10 protein-coding genes are annotated in these 15,635 nt (G+C 54.5%); 9 read left to right on the top strand and 1 reads right to left on the bottom strand.

Annotation, left to right across the window (positions count from 1 at the left end; all coding sequences use genetic code 11):
• Positions 1 to 68: 68 nt before the first annotated feature.
• From mutS to GC56T3_RS11690, 3 genes are all read left to right on the top strand, one after another.
• Positions 69 to 2,780, top strand: a complete 2,712-nt coding sequence (mutS, locus tag GC56T3_RS11700; protein ID WP_013145700.1) for a DNA mismatch repair protein MutS — start codon at positions 69 to 71, stop codon at positions 2,778 to 2,780.
• A gap of 14 nt (positions 2,781 to 2,794) precedes the next feature.
• Positions 2,795 to 4,687: a DNA mismatch repair endonuclease MutL gene (mutL, locus tag GC56T3_RS11695; RefSeq protein ID WP_013145699.1), complete on the top strand. Its 1,893-nt coding sequence runs from the start codon at positions 2,795 to 2,797 to the stop codon at positions 4,685 to 4,687.
• 208 nt (positions 4,688 to 4,895) lie between these two features.
• Positions 4,896 to 5,921: a LysM peptidoglycan-binding domain-containing protein gene (locus tag GC56T3_RS11690; RefSeq protein ID WP_013145698.1), complete on the top strand. Its 1,026-nt coding sequence runs from the start codon at positions 4,896 to 4,898 to the stop codon at positions 5,919 to 5,921.
• A 233-nt stretch (positions 5,922 to 6,154) separates the two neighbouring features.
• On the opposite strand, the gene GC56T3_RS11685 is transcribed toward GC56T3_RS11690, so the two are convergent.
• Positions 6,155 to 7,675 carry a BCCT family transporter gene (locus GC56T3_RS11685; protein ID WP_013145697.1) on the bottom strand — a complete coding sequence of 507 codons (1,521 nt, stop codon included), beginning with the start codon at positions 7,673 to 7,675 and terminating at the stop codon, positions 6,155 to 6,157.
• Positions 7,676 to 7,868: 193 nt separating this feature from the next.
• Here GC56T3_RS11685 and GC56T3_RS11680 point away from each other — a divergent pair, with 193 nt between their 5' ends.
• From GC56T3_RS11680 to GC56T3_RS11655, 6 genes are all read left to right on the top strand, one after another.
• The gene (locus tag GC56T3_RS11680) at positions 7,869 to 9,218 is read left to right on the top strand and encodes an MDR family MFS transporter (RefSeq protein WP_013145696.1); all 1,350 of its coding nucleotides are present in this window, start codon (positions 7,869 to 7,871) and stop codon (positions 9,216 to 9,218) included.
• A gap of 213 nt (positions 9,219 to 9,431) precedes the next feature.
• Positions 9,432 to 11,129 (top strand): methyl-accepting chemotaxis protein, encoded by a 1,698-nt coding sequence (locus GC56T3_RS11675; RefSeq protein ID WP_013145695.1) that lies wholly within the window; start codon positions 9,432 to 9,434, stop codon positions 11,127 to 11,129.
• Between the two features lie 193 nt (positions 11,130 to 11,322).
• Positions 11,323 to 12,270 (top strand): tRNA (adenosine(37)-N6)-dimethylallyltransferase MiaA, encoded by a 948-nt coding sequence (gene miaA / locus GC56T3_RS11670; RefSeq protein WP_013145694.1) that lies wholly within the window; start codon positions 11,323 to 11,325, stop codon positions 12,268 to 12,270.
• Positions 12,271 to 12,304: 34 nt separating this feature from the next.
• Positions 12,305 to 12,532 carry an RNA chaperone Hfq gene (gene hfq, locus GC56T3_RS11665; RefSeq protein ID WP_011230812.1) on the top strand — a complete coding sequence of 76 codons (228 nt, stop codon included), beginning with the start codon at positions 12,305 to 12,307 and terminating at the stop codon, positions 12,530 to 12,532.
• Between the two features lie 335 nt (positions 12,533 to 12,867).
• Complete coding sequence (gene spoVK / locus GC56T3_RS11660; protein ID WP_011230813.1) at positions 12,868 to 13,800, top strand: stage V sporulation protein K; 933 nt, start codon at positions 12,868 to 12,870, stop codon at positions 13,798 to 13,800.
• A gap of 258 nt (positions 13,801 to 14,058) precedes the next feature.
• On the top strand, positions 14,059 to 15,633 hold the full coding sequence (locus tag GC56T3_RS11655; RefSeq protein ID WP_013145693.1) for a fatty acid--CoA ligase: 1,575 nt from the start codon (positions 14,059 to 14,061) through the stop codon (positions 15,631 to 15,633).
• Positions 15,634 to 15,635: the final 2 nt, after the last annotated feature.

Here is a 15,635-nt window from a genome sequence, read left to right as displayed (position 1 = left end):
CTTTTGCCGCTTGTTATAATAGTAGCGCAATCAACGAGCCTTCGGGCCGAAAAGGTTGGGGAGAAGCGATGCCATCGTACACACCGATGATTCAGCAATATTTGCACATTAAAGCGCAATATCCGGACGCGTTTTTATTTTTCCGGCTTGGCGATTTTTACGAACTGTTTTTTGACGACGCCATCAAGGCGGCGCAAGAGCTGGAAATTACGCTCACAAGCCGCGATGGCGGCGGCGATGAACGGGTGCCGATGTGCGGGGTGCCGTACCATTCGGCGCAAGGATATATTGAACAGTTAATCGAAAAGGGATATAAAGTCGCCATTTGCGAACAAGTCGAAGACCCGAAAACGGCCAAAGGCGTCGTTCGCCGCGAAGTTGTGCAGCTCATCACCCCAGGGACGCTCATGGAAGGCAAAGGGCTCACCGAGAAGGAAAACCACTACTTGGCGGCGCTCACGCCGTTTGCTGATGGTACATACGGATTGGCTTACGCCGATTTGTCGACCGGCGAGGTCCGATTGACGCTTCTTTCTTCGTGGGAGGAAGCGGCAAACGAATTGCACGCCGTTGGAGCGCGGGAGATCATCGTTGCCACAGACAGCGGCGAAGAGTGGGTGCGCGAGCTGAAAGAGCGGTACGGGGCGGCGGTCTCTTATGAGGACGACACATCTCTATGCGACGAATGGAACGGCGTCATCGGCCATGTGGCGCAAGAAAAGCTGCGGATGGCCGCAGCCCGCTTGCTTCATTACCTCGTCCGCACGCAAAAGCGGCGGCTCGATCATTTGCAGCCGGCTGAGTTGTATCAAGTTGACCACTATATGAAAATGGACCGACATTCCAAGCTGCATTTGGAATTGGTCGAAACGGTGCGGTCAAAAGGAAGGAAAGGCTCGTTGTTATGGCTTTTGGATGAAACGGTGACAGCGATGGGCGGGCGGCTCTTAAAACAATGGCTGGACCGGCCGCTCATTGATCGGCGCGAAATCGAACGGCGCCTCGATTTTGTGGAAACGTTGAAAACGAGCTATTTTGAACGGCAGGAGCTGCGCGACAGGCTGCGCGGCGTTTACGACATTGAGCGCCTTGTCGGCCGTGTCTCCTACGGCAACGCCAATGCCCGCGATCTCGTGCAGCTGAAAAAGTCGCTTCTTCAAGTGCCGGCGCTCCGCCAGACGGTCGGCGCGCTGCCGGTCGCTGAAGCGGACAAGCTGTGCGAGCGCCTTGACCCGTGCGAAGAGCTCGTCGATTTGCTCGAGCGCTCGATTCAAGAACAGCCGCCGCTTTCCGTCAAAGAAGGAAACCTCATCAAAGACGGGTATGACAAGCAGCTCGACCGCTACCGCGATGCGAGCCGCAACGGCAAAGCGTGGATCGCTGAACTTGAGGCGAAGGAGCGGGAAGCGACCGGCATCAAATCGCTCAAAGTCGGCTACAACCGAGTGTTTGGCTACTATATTGAAGTGACAAAGCCCAATCTCCCCCTTGTTCCGGAAGGACGTTACGAACGGAAGCAGACGCTCGCCAACGCCGAGCGCTTTATCACCCCGGAGTTGAAGGAAAAAGAGGCGCTCATTTTGGAGGCGGAAGAAAAAAGCATCGAACTCGAATATGAACTGTTTGTCGCCATTCGCGAGCAGGTGAAGCAATACATCCCGCGCCTGCAGACGTTGGCGAAAGCCATTGCCGAGCTTGATGTGCTTCAATCATTCGCAACGATCAGCGACGAGTATCGCTACGTGCGTCCGCAGTTTTCCACGGAGCGCGTCTTGGTGATTCAAGGCGGCCGCCACCCGGTTGTCGAAAAAGTGCTCGGCGCGCAAATGTACGTGCCGAATGACTGCTACATGAACCGCGAGCGGGAAATGCTGCTCATCACTGGACCGAACATGGCTGGAAAAAGCACGTACATGCGGCAAGTGGCGCTCACCGCCGTCATGGCGCAAATCGGCTGTTTCGTTCCCGCCGAGCGGGCGGTGCTGCCCATTTTTGACCAAGTGTTCACCCGCATCGGCGCTGCTGACGACCTGTCGGCAGGACAAAGCACGTTTATGGTCGAAATGTTGGAGGCGCGCCACGCCATCGCTCATGCGACGCAAAACAGCCTCATTTTGTTTGATGAAATCGGGCGCGGCACATCGACGTACGACGGCATGGCGCTCGCTCAGGCGATCATTGAGTACATTCACGACCATATCGGCGCGAAAACACTATTTAGCACCCACTACCATGAACTCACCGCCTTGGAGCGTTCGCTCCCGCGGCTTTCGAACGTCCATGCCCGCGCCATCGAGGAAAACGGCAAAGTCGTCTTTTTGCATCAAATCGCCGACGGGCCGGCCGACAAGAGCTACGGCATTCACGTCGCCGAGCTGGCCGGGCTGCCGGCTTCGCTCATTGAACGCGCGCGGGCCATTTTAGCGGAACTGGAGAAAGCGGCGGGAAAACAGGAAGCCGCCGCAGGCAGGATGGACGATGGCGCTTTGGCGGAAGCGGGTTTGGCTTTTCAGGGGAACGAAGCGTTAGACGTCAGCAGCAAGGTTGAGCGCGAGAAGGCCTCCCGTCCGTCAGCCGGCGCGGCGCGGGAGGGCATTTTGGCGGAAGCGGCGTTTGAGCAGCTGAGCATGTTTCCTGACCTTGCCCCGGCGCCTGTGGAGCCGCCTCTTTCAAGCAAAGAGAAAAAGGCGCTCGCGGCGCTGAAAGAGATCAATTTGCTCGAGATGACGCCGCTTGAGGCGCTCAACAAACTGTATGAACTGCAAAAGCTCCTCAAGTAAAGGAGGGAGGCCCGATGGGACGCATCCGCAAGCTCGATGACCTGCTGGCAAACAAAATCGCCGCCGGCGAGGTCGTCGAGCGGCCGGCTTCGGTCGTCAAGGAGTTGGTGGAAAACGCCATTGATGCCCATAGTACGGTCATCAACATCGAGCTTGAAGAGGCGGGAATGGCGAAAATCCGCGTCATCGACAACGGCGATGGCATGGAGGAAGACGACTGCTTGCTCGCTTTTGAACGTCATGCGACAAGCAAAATTCACAACGAGCACGATTTGTTCCGCATCCGCACGCTCGGGTTCCGCGGTGAGGCGCTGCCGAGCATCGCTTCTGTATCCGAAGTGGAGCTGACGACCGGCACGGGCAGCGGACCGGGAACGAAGCTTGTGCTTCAAGGCGGCGCACTCGTCTCCCGCGAGCGGGCGGCGGGGCGCAAAGGGACGGATATTACCGTATCAAACTTGTTTTTCAACACCCCAGCGCGCTTGAAATATATGAAAACGATCCACACCGAGCTCGGCCATGCGGCCGACGTCGTCAACCGGCTAGCGCTCGCCCATCCGGACGTATCATTTCGCCTCCGCCACCAGGGCAAAACATTGCTTGCCACCAATGGCAGCGGCGATGTCCGGCACGTGCTCGCCGCTATTTACGGCGCCGAGACGGCGAGACAAATGATCCCCATCGAAGCGGAATCGCTCGATTTTACCGTTCGCGGCTACATTTCGCCGCCGGACGTGACGCGCGCCTCGCGCAACTACATCTCGCTTGTTGTCAACGGCCGCTATGTGCGCAGCGTGCCGCTCATGAAAGCGATTGAAGCCGGCTACCATACGCTCTTGCCGATCGGCCGCTATCCGATTGTGTTTTTATCCATTGAAATGGATCCGGTGCTTGTCGATGTCAACGTCCATCCGGCAAAGCTCGAAGTCCGCTTTAGCAAGGAAGCAGAGCTGAATGAGCTCGTCACAGACGCGATCCGCCAGGCATTTCGCGAGCGGACGCTCATTCCGTCTGTATCTGCCGACAGCAAGATGGCAAAACCAAAGGCGGAGCAGGCGGCTTGGACGTTCACTCATCGCGTCCGCGAGCCGTCTGTCTTATCGAGCGACATCGGCGGCGGGGAAGATGCGACCGCCCCTCTTGCGCCGCTAACCGGTGACGCACCGGCTGAGCGGCCATCCGCGGCTGTGCAGACGGATGAATGTGGAATACCGGACGAACATGGGCCCGCTTTCGAGCGAAAGCAGGAGGAAGAGGAGGGAGAAGAGCGGTGCTCTCCCCGCTTGCCGACAGATGGGCAAGCGGAGGATAAAGCGGCGGCCGATCGCCTGCCGCCGCTTTATCCGATCGGACAATTGCATGGAACGTACATTTTGGCGGAGAACGAACATGGGCTGTATATGATCGATCAGCATGCGGCTCAAGAGCGGATCAACTATGAATATTTCCGGGAAAAACTCGGCGAAGCCACGAAGGAAGTGCAGGAGCTGCTCGTTCCGTTGATGTTTGAATATCCAGCCGACGAGTACGAGCGGATCGCCGCCTGCCGCGATGAGCTGGCGCGCTGCGGCGTGTTTCTTGAGCCGTTTGGGCCGCGGGCGTTTCTCGTTCGCTCCCATCCGACGTGGTTTCCGAAAGGGAGAGAAAAGGAAATCATCGAGGAAATGATCGAACAAGCGTTGGCGGCCAAAACGGTCGACATCAAGCAATTGCGCGAACAAGCGGCCATCTTAATGAGCTGCAAGCGCGCCATTAAAGCAAACCAACATTTGCGCCAGGATGAACTGTTCGCTTTGCTTGAGGCGCTGCGGCAGACGACGGACCCATTTACTTGTCCGCACGGCCGGCCGATCATCGTTCATTTTTCGACATATGAAATTGAAAAACTATTTAAACGGGTGATGTAGCCTGCGCCCCCTTTGCGCGACAAAGGGGGCGCTTTTTGTAATCGTTTTGTAATCTACTTTTATTCTTTCTGTTACAGACGGATTGCTTTGATTTTACTATAATGGCTCATGTGTAGGAATACGTGGTGAATTTTGTAGAGTGATAGCGAATTTTGTATAAACATGGATACATAAAGATGGATACATCGACGTCATAGGGGGATGCAGCATGAAAAAAACGGTTGTATTGACAAGCACGTTGATCGGTTCCTTGTTGGCCGGCCACGCGGCATCGGCGGCGAGCTATACGGTGCAAAAAGGCGATACGCTTTGGAAGATTGCCCGGCAATCCGGCACGACGGTCGCAGCGTTAAAGCAAGAAAACGATTTGTCTTCGGATTTGATTTTTCCCGGACAAGTATTGCGCGTCAATGAACCAAATAAATCGAACGAAACTTCTTCGAATACATATACGGTCGAGCCTGGTGATACGCTAAGCGGAATCGCCCGCAAGTTTGGCACGACTGTAGATGCGCTGCTCAAGCTCAATCCAAGCATTACGAACCCAGACTTCATTCGCGCCGGGCAGAAGCTGCAAGTAGCAGGGGAACAGGAACGTTCCAATACATACAATGTGCAGCCGGCAGCCGTGCCGACAAGCGGCCGGTATATCGTGCAGGCGGGGGATACGTTGCTTGAGATTGCGAACAAGTTTCAAACGACGGTCGACCGTCTATTGGCACTGAATCCACAAATTACAAACCCGAACACCATCCGCATTGGCCAAGCCATTAAAGTGGCGGGCGGAACGACTGATGTCCGGGAGGCCAAGCAGCAAGTATCGGCCGCCAACTCGGCTGTTGCCGAGTCGTCCGCATCGCTTGCCGACCGAATCATCGATATTGCGGAAAAATATTTAGGGGCGCGTTATTTGTACGGAGCAAGCCCGTCGCGCACCGATGTGTTTGACTGCTCATCGTTTACGATGCGCGTCTTCAGCGAAGCCGGCATTTCGCTGCCGCGCACATCCATCGCTCAGACGCAAGCGGGAAGAACGGTGTCGTTTGGCCAGTTGCAAAAAGGCGATCTCGTCTTTTTTGACACCGATTCAAATGGGACGATCAACCATGTCGGCATTTACGCTGGCAACGGGCAAATGATCAATGCGACTGTTTCGTTAGGTGTTACGTATTCATCGCTCACTTCCTCCTATTGGAAAACGCGGTTTGTAAAAGCGGTTCGGGTGCTTAACTAACGGAATGAGTATGGGCGTTTTGCCTTTTGCCTAAACACATAACCGAATACGGCGGAAGGCTGCTCGCATAAAGCATATTTGTGGCTTTGGCGGGCAGCCTTTTTCGTATGTTTTCGAGGCAAAGCCTATTGCCCCAGTTGCCCATCAGGAGAACGGTATGAATCGCAGGGGTTGACAATCATTAGGTATATAATTAAGAAAAGGTGTCCCTAAAAGCGGGACACCTTTAGTCATTATTCGACAGGTTTTTTCGCTTTTCGCACCGTTTCTTGCTGGAAGGAGCGGATAAGGGCCAGAACGATCAAAATCATGATGATCGCAAATGGGAATGCGGCGATAATGGATGCTGTCTGCAACGATTCAAGTCCGCCGACGAACAGGAGGATGGCCGCTGTCGCTGATTGGACAATGCCCCAGACGAATTTGACTGAGTTTGGCGGGTTTAAGCTGCCGTTGGTCGTCTGCATGCCAAGCACAAACGTCGCCGAGTCGGCCGATGTGACAAAAAACGTGCAAATGAGCAAAATGGCGATTCCTGAAAGCAACGTAGCGAGCGGGAAATGTTCGAATGTAAAGAACAAGGCTGTTTCCATTCCTTTTTCATTCATCACTTCGCCAATGCCGGCATGTCGGAACTGTTCGAGATAAAGGGCCGAACCGCCAAAAACCGAAAACCAGAGAGCACTAAAAATCGTTGGAACCGCCAAGACGCCGATCATAAATTCACGGATCGTGCGCCCTCGGGAAATGCGGGCGATGAACGTCCCTACAAACGGCGCCCACGCGATCCACCACGCCCAATAAAAAATGGTCCACACTTTCGGCCAATCATTTTGTTCAAACGGGTTAAGCCGGAAACTCATCGATGGGAGGTTTTGCAAGTACGTCCCGATCGTTGATGTGAACACATCCATAATAAAATTCGTCGGCCCGGCAAACAGCATGAAAACCATGAGCAGCAACGCGAGCGCAATATTTAAGTTGCTCAGCCATTTTATGCCTTTGTTAAGGCCGGTTTGCGCTGAAAGCATAAACAGAACAGTGACAACGACAATGATGAGCAGCTGCGTCGAAAAGCTGTTTGAAATACGGGGAAACAGCTGATGCAATCCCCCGCTAATTTGAATGGCTCCCAGCCCTAACGAAGTGGCGACGCCAAACACGGTCGCGTAGACGGCTAACGTATCAATGGCTACCCCGAGGCCGCCTTCTGTGCGTGCGCCAAACAGCGGGCGCAGCGTGCGGCTAACAACACCGGCCTCCCGTTTGCGAAACTGGAAGTAAGCGAGTGCCAAGGCTAGGACGCCGTAGATCGCCCATGGATGCAGCCCCCAATGGAAAAACGAGTAGCGCATCGCCAGACGGGCCGCTTCCGCTGTCGCCCCTTCCCCTGTTGGCGGCGTGTAATAGTGGGACACCGGTTCGGCCACTCCCCAAAACACTAACCCGATTCCCATTCCGGCGCTAAACAGCATGGCAAACCATGTCATATAGCTGTATTCTGGTTTTTCTCCGTCGCGGCCAAGACGGATATTTCCGTAGCGGGAAAAAATGAGAAACAAACAAAACGCTAAAAACAATGAAGCGCTGAGCAAATAAAACCAGCCGAATTTATCGATTAGAAACGTGTGCACCGCGCTGCTGACCGCATTTAAATTGTAGCGCGGCAATAAAGATTCGGGAATAATCCCCCAAATAATAAACGCAATGGCAATCACAATCGAAATCGAAAAGATAGTCGTTGTTTTTTTCATCTCTCTCCTCCTTACTGGTGCGATGATATGATGGGAGTCGGGTTAGCGGTTTTGGGGATTTCCATTTATAGGGTAACAAAATTCGACAACGGATACAAATGATTCGAATGTTCAACGCATATCATTTGGTGCTATCATTTTTTATCATGTAAAATAAAATATTCGTAGTTTACTTAAAAAGGAGGTCATTGGTATGAACAGCCGCCTGTCGGTCATGGTCAGCATCGTCCTTGCCATGCTCGTCGCCTCGATGGATACGACGATCATGAACACGACGATGCCGATCATCGCCAAAGAACTCGGGGGATTTTCCCTTTACGCGTGGGCGTTTGCTTCGTATATGATTACGACGACCGTCCTGTCGCCGATTGCCGGCCGTCTGTCCGACCTGTTTGGCCGCAAAAACGTATTCAGCTTTGGCATCATTTTATTTTTGATTGGCTCGCTTCTTTGCGGTTTGTCGCAAAATATGGTGCAACTCGTCCTGTTCCGCGCCGTACAAGGGGTCGGCGCCGGGTTTATGATGCCGTTTCCGGCCATTATCGCCGGTGATTTGTTTCCGGTGGAAAAGCGCGGAAAGATCCAGGCGTTTTTTACCGCCATGTGGGGCATTTCCGCCGTCTTGGCGCCGCTTTTAGGCTCGCTGTTTGTCGAATACGCGACATGGCGCTGGATTTTTTATGTCAACATTCCCATCTGCTTGCTCTCGCTTGTGACGTTGTTTCCATATAAAGAAGTATATGAACCGAAGCGGGCGGCGGTCGATTACATGGGGGCTGCGTTGTTTGCGGCGGCGGTCAGTTTGCTTTTGCTCGTCACCGTCGTTGCGCGGGGGCAATGGTGGTACGGGGCGGCCGGCGCGCTCTTACTTGTTGCGTTTTACTTTTTCGAAAAACGGCAGCCGTCTCCGCTCGTGCCGCTGTCGCTTGTCCAGCACCGGACGCTCAAATGGATGAACATTAACGGCTTTGTCAGCTGCGTCGCGTTGTTTGGAACGTCAAGCTACATCCCGCTCTTTTTGCAAAACGTCGCCCATTTGTCCGTATTTATAAGCGGCGTTGCCTTGCTTGGCTCGTCCGTTGGCTGGATGATCGCCGCCGTGCCGGCCGGGAAATGGATTTTGCGCTATGGCTACCGTCCGCTTCTCATCATCGGCAATGTGTTGCTTGTCGCGTCCGGCCTGCTTCTGGCGCTGCTGAACGAAAGTCACGGATTTTGGTATGTGTTTTTCGTCATGTTTGTCCAAGGGCTGTCGTTTGGGTTGACCTCGACCGTCGGCGTCATCGGCTCGCAGCAGCTTGCCGACGCTCATGAAAAAGGAATCGCGACGTCCTTTTTTATGTTTTGCCGCAATATCGGCACGGCGATCGGCGTGACCGTCATGGGAGCGTTTTTGACGAAGGCGCCGACGTTTATGACCGGCATCCATCATTTGTTTTTATTCGGCCTCATTGGCAGTATCGCGGCGCTTGTCACCTCGCTTTTCATTCATGATGAAGCCGAAGCCGGCCGAAACACGTGGCAGCCGGAAGGAACGGCGTAAGGCTGGGAAGCGGCATGGGTGCGGCCTGTTTGCTCTTCTTGCGAGTTTACGGTGAAAGAGGAGGCTCATTGAGAAAATCCAGTTGATTTCCTCAATGAAGCAGGCTTTTTCATCAAAGATGGCGAAAGAGCCAAAAAAAAACTAAACATTGGCTGTTATCATCCGATAATGTAGATGGAACAACATACTGATTCACAGACGGAGGACTTGCCAATGAACATGAAAATGACCGTGCGCAAAAAACTGCTGGCCGGCTTCGGCCTCGTCTACGTGTTGATCGCGCTGTTAGTCGGGTTTTCTTATTACGAGATTTCGACTCTTGACCGTACATACACCGATGTGATCGACAAACGGGTGACGAAGCTTGTCAATGCCAAAAAGCTTGAAGTATTGATCCGCCGCGAGGTCGGCAGCATGCGCGGCTATTTGTTGACCGGCGATGAGACGTCAAGGAAAAACTTTGAAAAAGCGCATGGGGAGTACAAGAAAATAAGCGAAAAGCTTGCGGCGGAGCTGACGCGGGAAGAAACGAAACAACTGCTTGCCGAGCTCGATTTGCTTGAACAGCAGTTTTACGAACTTGGGCAAAAAACGTTCGACTTAAAAGTGCAAAACAAACCAGAGCAGTACATCGCCCTTATGACCACAACAGGGCGCGACTTAACAACCCAATTTGATGAAAAGGTGAATCAATTGGTCGCTCTCCAGCAGCGGGAAATGAAGGAGGCTAATGATGATGCGAGCGCATCGGCGGCTGCGGTCCAGCGGCTGATCATCATCGTCGGCTTGTTGACGGCGGCGGCCGGGGCAGCTGTCAGCTACTACATCAGCCGCTCGCTTTCCCGCCCGCTATTGACGCTGTCGGAAGCGGCGAAGCGGATCGCCGCCGGCGATTTGACAGAGACAAAAACCAGTGTCCGTAACCGCGACGAAATTGGCGAACTTGCCGCTTCGTTTGAGCAAATGGCGAAAAACTTGCGCGAAGTGCTCCAAGAAGTGGCGCAAAACGCCGAGCAAGTCGCCGCTTCGTCGGAGGAGCTGGCAGCGAGCGCCGAACAGACGAGCAAAGCGACCGAGCAAATCGCCATGACGATTCAGGGCGTTGCTTCCGGCATGGACAAGCAAATGCAAAGCGTGGAAGAAACGTCCGCCGCCGTCGATTCGATGTCTGAGAGAATCGAGCAAATTTCCGGACGGGCGCAAAGCGTGTCCGCCATCGCTAGTGAGGCGTCGAGACAAGCGGCTGAGGGCGGGCAAACGATCGAGGCGGGCGTCGCGCAAATGAACAAAGTGAACGATACGGTCGAGCGGCTGGCTGACCTCATTAAAGGGCTTGGCCACCGTTCCGAGCAAATCGGCTCGATCATCGAAGCAATCCGCAGCATCGCGGCGCAGACGAACTTGCTCGCCTTAAACGCCGCCATTGAGGCGGCGCGCGCCGGCGAGCACGGGCGCGGCTTTGCCGTCGTCGCTGACGAAGTGCGGAAGCTCGCCGAGCAATCGGCCCAATCGGCCCAGCAAATCGCGGAATTGATCGCTGCCATTCAAGAAGAAACGGTCCATGCCGTCCAATCGATGGAGTCGGTCGTCAACGAAGTGACGGCCGGAACGAACGTCATTCGCGCCTCGGGAGAAATGTTCGCCCGCATTCGCGCCGCCGTGGACGAAGTTGCGGCGCAAATCCGCGACGTATCCACCGCGGTCAGCGACATGGTCTCTTCTTCGGAGCAAATGGTGCGCTCCGTCCGGCTTGTCGCCGACGTGGCCGAGTCGACATCGGCCGGTGCGCAGGAGGTGTCGGCGGCGACCGAGGAACAGCTGGCCTCGATGGAGGAAATTTCAGCTTCGGCCGCGTCGCTCTCGAAAATGGCGGACGATTTGCAGGCGATTGTCAACAAGTTTTCATTATGATGAGCGCCTTTTATGGCGTTCATTTTTTTCCATATGGTTATGGCGAAAGGGAAGAAAGGCGATTTTTCGCGTTGCCATGTATAAAACGATTTGTGGATGGCGAAAACGTATGAAAGAAATGGTTCCATGCACAGCTGTTTTTATGTATAATGATGGTTGACACAAGTCCCACAACAGAAAGCAGTGACGCGCTATGGCTGAAAAAGTCGCCGTCATCGTCGGGCCGACGGCGGTCGGCAAAACGAAGCTCGGCATCGCGTTGGCGAAAAAGCTGGGCGGAGAGGTCATCAGCGGCGATTCGATGCAAATTTATAAAGGGATGGACATTGGCACGGCGAAAGTGAAGCCCGATGAGATGGAAGGAATCCCGCATCATTTGCTGGACATCAAAGAGCCGTGCGAACCGTTTTCCGTCGTCGAATTTCAGCGGCTTTGCCGTGCGCTCATCACCGAGATTTCGGCGCGCGGCCGGCTGCCGATCATCGTCGGCGGCACCGGGCTGTACATTCAGGCAGCCCTTTACGATTACCAATTTTCCGCCGCCCCTTCCGACGAAGCGTACCGCCGGGCGCTCAAACAGCTGGCGGCCGAGCAAGGAGCCGAAGCGCTTCACCGGCGGCTTGAGGCGGTTGATCCAATAAGTGCGGCCCGCATTCATCCGCACAACATCCGCCGCGTCATCCGCGCCTTAGAAGTGTATCATTGCACCGGGAAGCCGTTCAGCGAGTGGCAGCAAGGGCAGTCAAAGCGGCTTTTGTATGAGGCGGCCATCGTTGGCTTGACGGCGGAGCGGGAGGCGCTTTACCGCCGCATCAACGAGCGGGTCGATGAGATGATCGCCGCAGGGTTGATCGAAGAGGCGAGGGCGCTTTATGACCGCGGCCTGCGCGACTGCCAGGCGGTGCAAGCCATCGGCTACAAGGAGCTGTACGACTATTTTGACGGCCGCGTTTCCCTTGATGAAGCGATCGAGCAGCTGAAACAAAATTCGCGCCGCTATGCGAAACGGCAGCTCACTTGGTTTCGCAACCAAATGCCGGTGAAATGGTTTGACATGACCGACGCTGGGCAGTTCGCCGCCAAGGTGCAGGAAATTTCTCGCTATGTAGCAGGAAAGCTTCAACTTGAAGCGAATATATAAGTATATCCTTAGAGAGAAAAGAGGAGGACGTTTGATGAAAAATACGATCAATATTCAAGACCAGTTTTTAAACCAGCTGCGCAAAGAGGGCATTCAAGTGACCGTCTTCTTATTGAACGGCTTCCAACTGCGCGGGTACATTAAAGGGTTTGACAACTTCACCGTACTTTTGGAAGTGCAAGGAAAACAACAGCTCATTTACAAGCACGCCATTTCGACGTTTGCGCCGGAGCGGAACATCCATTTTGAAACCGAACAGTAAGACCGACGGTACATACGCCGCCGAAAAAAGGCGCCTTCCTTCGCGGAGGGCGCCTTTTGCCATTTCCCGTTTTCCTTCCGCGCCCGCTATTTGATCGACAAGCTCCTGCGTCACCCGAAGGGAAGTGAGGGACGAGGTGAATTCAGATGCGTAAACCGCCGCTTTTGTGAATAAACATATACAAACTTTTTCCGCTATAGCCGACCCGCTGTTCGTTTGGGCGATTGTCACGGATCGGCGGTGGCGTACGTATACTAGTAACGAAAAGGCAAGGCGTCAAAAGCCAAGTCGGAACGGGTGCGGATGGCAGAAAACGGGAAGCGAGGTGACGCCCCTTGTCAGAATTGACGATGAACAAGGCGAAAGGGCAAATCAACATCGTGTTGAACTCCAAAACGGTAAACCATTTAGTGAAAGAAGAGAGAAACGACTGGCTCGATGGCGAAGAGCATCAGGCGCTCCGCAATATTCAAAAGGAGCTTGATCAGCTGATCGGCCTTGATCATGTCAAAAAAATCATCAAGGAAATTTACGCCTGGCTGTACATCAACCGGCTGCGCAAGGAGAACGGCTTAAAGGCCAACCGCCAGGCGCTCCATATGATTTTCAAAGGCAATCCCGGCACCGGCAAAACGACGGTGGCGCGCTTGCTCGGCAAGCTGTTTTTTGAGATGAACGTGCTGTCCAAAGGGCATTTCATCGAGGCGGAGCGGGCCGATTTGGTCGGAGAGTACATCGGGCATACGGCGAGCAAAACGCGCGATTTGATCAAAAAAGCGCGCGGCGGAATTTTGTTCATCGATGAAGCGTATTCGCTCGCCCGCGGGGGCGAAAAAGATTTCGGCAAAGAAGCGATTGACACGCTTGTCAAAGGGATGGAAGACTATTGCGACGACTTGGTTGTGATTTTGGCCGGCTATCCGAAAGAAATGGACTACTTTTTGTCGCTAAATCCCGGCTTGCCGTCGCGCTTTCCTCTCACAATCGAGTTTCCCGATTATACGGTCGAGGAGCTTGTGCAAATCGCCAAGCAAATGCTGCGCGAACGCGAGTATGAAATGACGCCGGAAGCGGAGCGGAAACTGTACATTCATCTCGAAGGGACGCTGGAAGCGACCGGCCGCCTCAAGTTCAGCAACGGCCGCTATGTGCGCAACTTAATCGAAAAAGCGATCCGCAAGCAGGCGGTCCGCCTTCTTCATGAAGGGCGCTACGACAAAAAAGAGCTGATGACGATCCGTGACCGCGATTTAGTGATTCATGCTTGAACGCTCTCCCACCTACGCTCACACGTGGAAGTGGGGGTCTTCTCGGCGCGAGATGAAAAAAAGCAAAGGAGGCTCCTCTTTCTTTTTCTTGTCGAAAGAAAGAGGTCTTCCTTTCTTTTTTGTGCCGCAAAAAAGAGGAATGCGATCAAAAAGAGCGAATACATAAACAGCGGGGGCATCATACACCTATTTATCTGAATTATCTGTCTAGTGGATCTGCACGCCCTGCGTCCATTCGGAGAAAAGGGGGAAAGGCGCTTGTACATGACGATTGGGGAGATGTTTTCCCAGACAGTGCGAAAGTTTCCAAACCGGGAGGCGGTCGTCGACGCGGCGACCGGACGCCGCTATACGTACGCCGAATGGGAGAGGGAAGTGAACCGGTGGGCGAACGCGTTTTTGGAAGCGGGCGTCCGCAAAGGAGATCGCGTTTCGACGGTGCTGTACAATACGCTTGAGCTCGCGACCGCTTTGTTTGCCTGCGCCAAAATCGGCGCGGTGTTCAATCCGATCAACTTTCGGCTGAGGGCGGAAGAAATCGCCTATATTTTGACGGACGCCGAGCCGAAAATCGTGCTGTTTGAACGGGCGGTGGAACCGGAACTTGCCGCGATTCACAGCCGTTTCCCGCACGTGTCATTTTGGTCGATCGACCGCGATCCGCCGCCGTTTGCCAAAAACGCTCACGAGCAGGCCGCGCGGGCCCTAGGGGAAGCGCCGCGTGTTCATGTGGATGAGAGCGATCTTTATGCCATTATGTATACAAGCGGCACAACTGGGCGTCCAAAAGGAGTGATGCACCGTCACCGCGACATGATCGAGCAAAGCGTCATTTGCCATGGCGTCATGCGCATCCGCGAGACGGATCGCGGGCTGGCGGCAGCGCCGCTGTTCCATTGCGCCGAGCTGCATTGCTGCTTGCTGCCGCGCGTGCATGCCGGAGCGGCGAGCGTCATTTTGCACCATTTTGACGCCAAGCTCGTGCTTGAAACGATCGAACGGGAGCGGATTACGATCCTATTCGGAGCCCCGACGATGTGGAACATGATCTTGCAGGAGAATGTAAGCGGTTACGATTTATCTTCGCTTCGCCTCGGCCTATACGGCGCCGCTCCGATGGCTCCAGCGCTTGTCAGGCAATGCCAAGAGCAGCTCGGCATCGAGCTGATTCAAGCGTACGGCATGACGGAAATGGGGCCGGCGGTGACGTTTTTGTTGGAAGACGAGCAGCTGAAAAAAGCCGGTTCCGCTGGACGCGCCTGCCTGAACCATGAGATCCGCGTCGTCCGTGCGCGTGAAGACGGGCCGTCCGACCCAGACGATGTGCTGCCGCCATATGAAGTCGGTGAAATTGTGATGCGCGGGCCGTGCATGATGGCTGGCTACTACAAGCGCGAGGAAGCGACGGAAAAAGCGTTGTACAAAGGTTGGTATCATTCCGGCGACCTCGGCTACCTTGATGAAGACGGCTACTTGTATGTCGCCGACCGGGTCGATGACATGGTGATCAGCGGCGGGGAAAACGTCTATCCGCGCGAAGTCGAGGACGTGTTGTACGAGCATCCGAAAGTGCTCGATGTCGCTGTGCTCGGTGAGCCGGATGAGTTGTGGGGCGAAAAAGTCGTCGCCTTCGTCGTCAAAAAAGACGACCTCCTGACCGCCGATGAGCTCGAGCAGTTTTGCAAAACGAGCGACCGCCTTGCTCCGTACAAACGTCCGCGCGCCTACTATTTCATCGATGCTCTGCCCCGCAACGCGAGCGGGAAAATCCAAAAGTTTTTGCTGCGCAAACAGCTGAAAAAACAGGCGGCGGGCGGAACAGAGAAAAAGTGACC

The sequence above is a fragment of the Geobacillus sp. C56-T3 genome (assembly GCF_000092445.1).
GTDB lineage: Bacteria > Bacillota > Bacilli > Bacillales > Anoxybacillaceae > Geobacillus > Geobacillus thermoleovorans.
This window is presented reverse-complemented; position numbering and strand designations above follow the sequence as displayed.

Excerpts from the sequence above, each read along its gene's own strand:
- GC56T3_RS11680 (WP_013145696.1), top strand. The coding sequence starts at position 7,869 with ATGAACAGCCGCCTGTCGGTCATGGTCAGCATCGTCCTTGCCATGCTC.
- hfq (WP_011230812.1), top strand. The coding sequence starts at position 12,305 with ATGAAAAATACGATCAATATTCAAGACCAGTTTTTAAACCAGCTGCGC.
- mutS (WP_013145700.1), top strand. The coding sequence starts at position 69 with ATGCCATCGTACACACCGATGATTCAGCAATATTTGCACATTAAAGCG.
- GC56T3_RS11690 (WP_013145698.1), top strand. The coding sequence starts at position 4,896 with ATGAAAAAAACGGTTGTATTGACAAGCACGTTGATCGGTTCCTTGTTG.
- mutL (WP_013145699.1), top strand. The coding sequence starts at position 2,795 with ATGGGACGCATCCGCAAGCTCGATGACCTGCTGGCAAACAAAATCGCC.
- GC56T3_RS11685 (WP_013145697.1), bottom strand. The coding sequence starts at position 7,675 with ATGAAAAAAACAACGACTATCTTTTCGATTTCGATTGTGATTGCCATT.
- miaA (WP_013145694.1), top strand. The coding sequence starts at position 11,323 with ATGGCTGAAAAAGTCGCCGTCATCGTCGGGCCGACGGCGGTCGGCAAA.
- GC56T3_RS11675 (WP_013145695.1), top strand. The coding sequence starts at position 9,432 with ATGAACATGAAAATGACCGTGCGCAAAAAACTGCTGGCCGGCTTCGGC.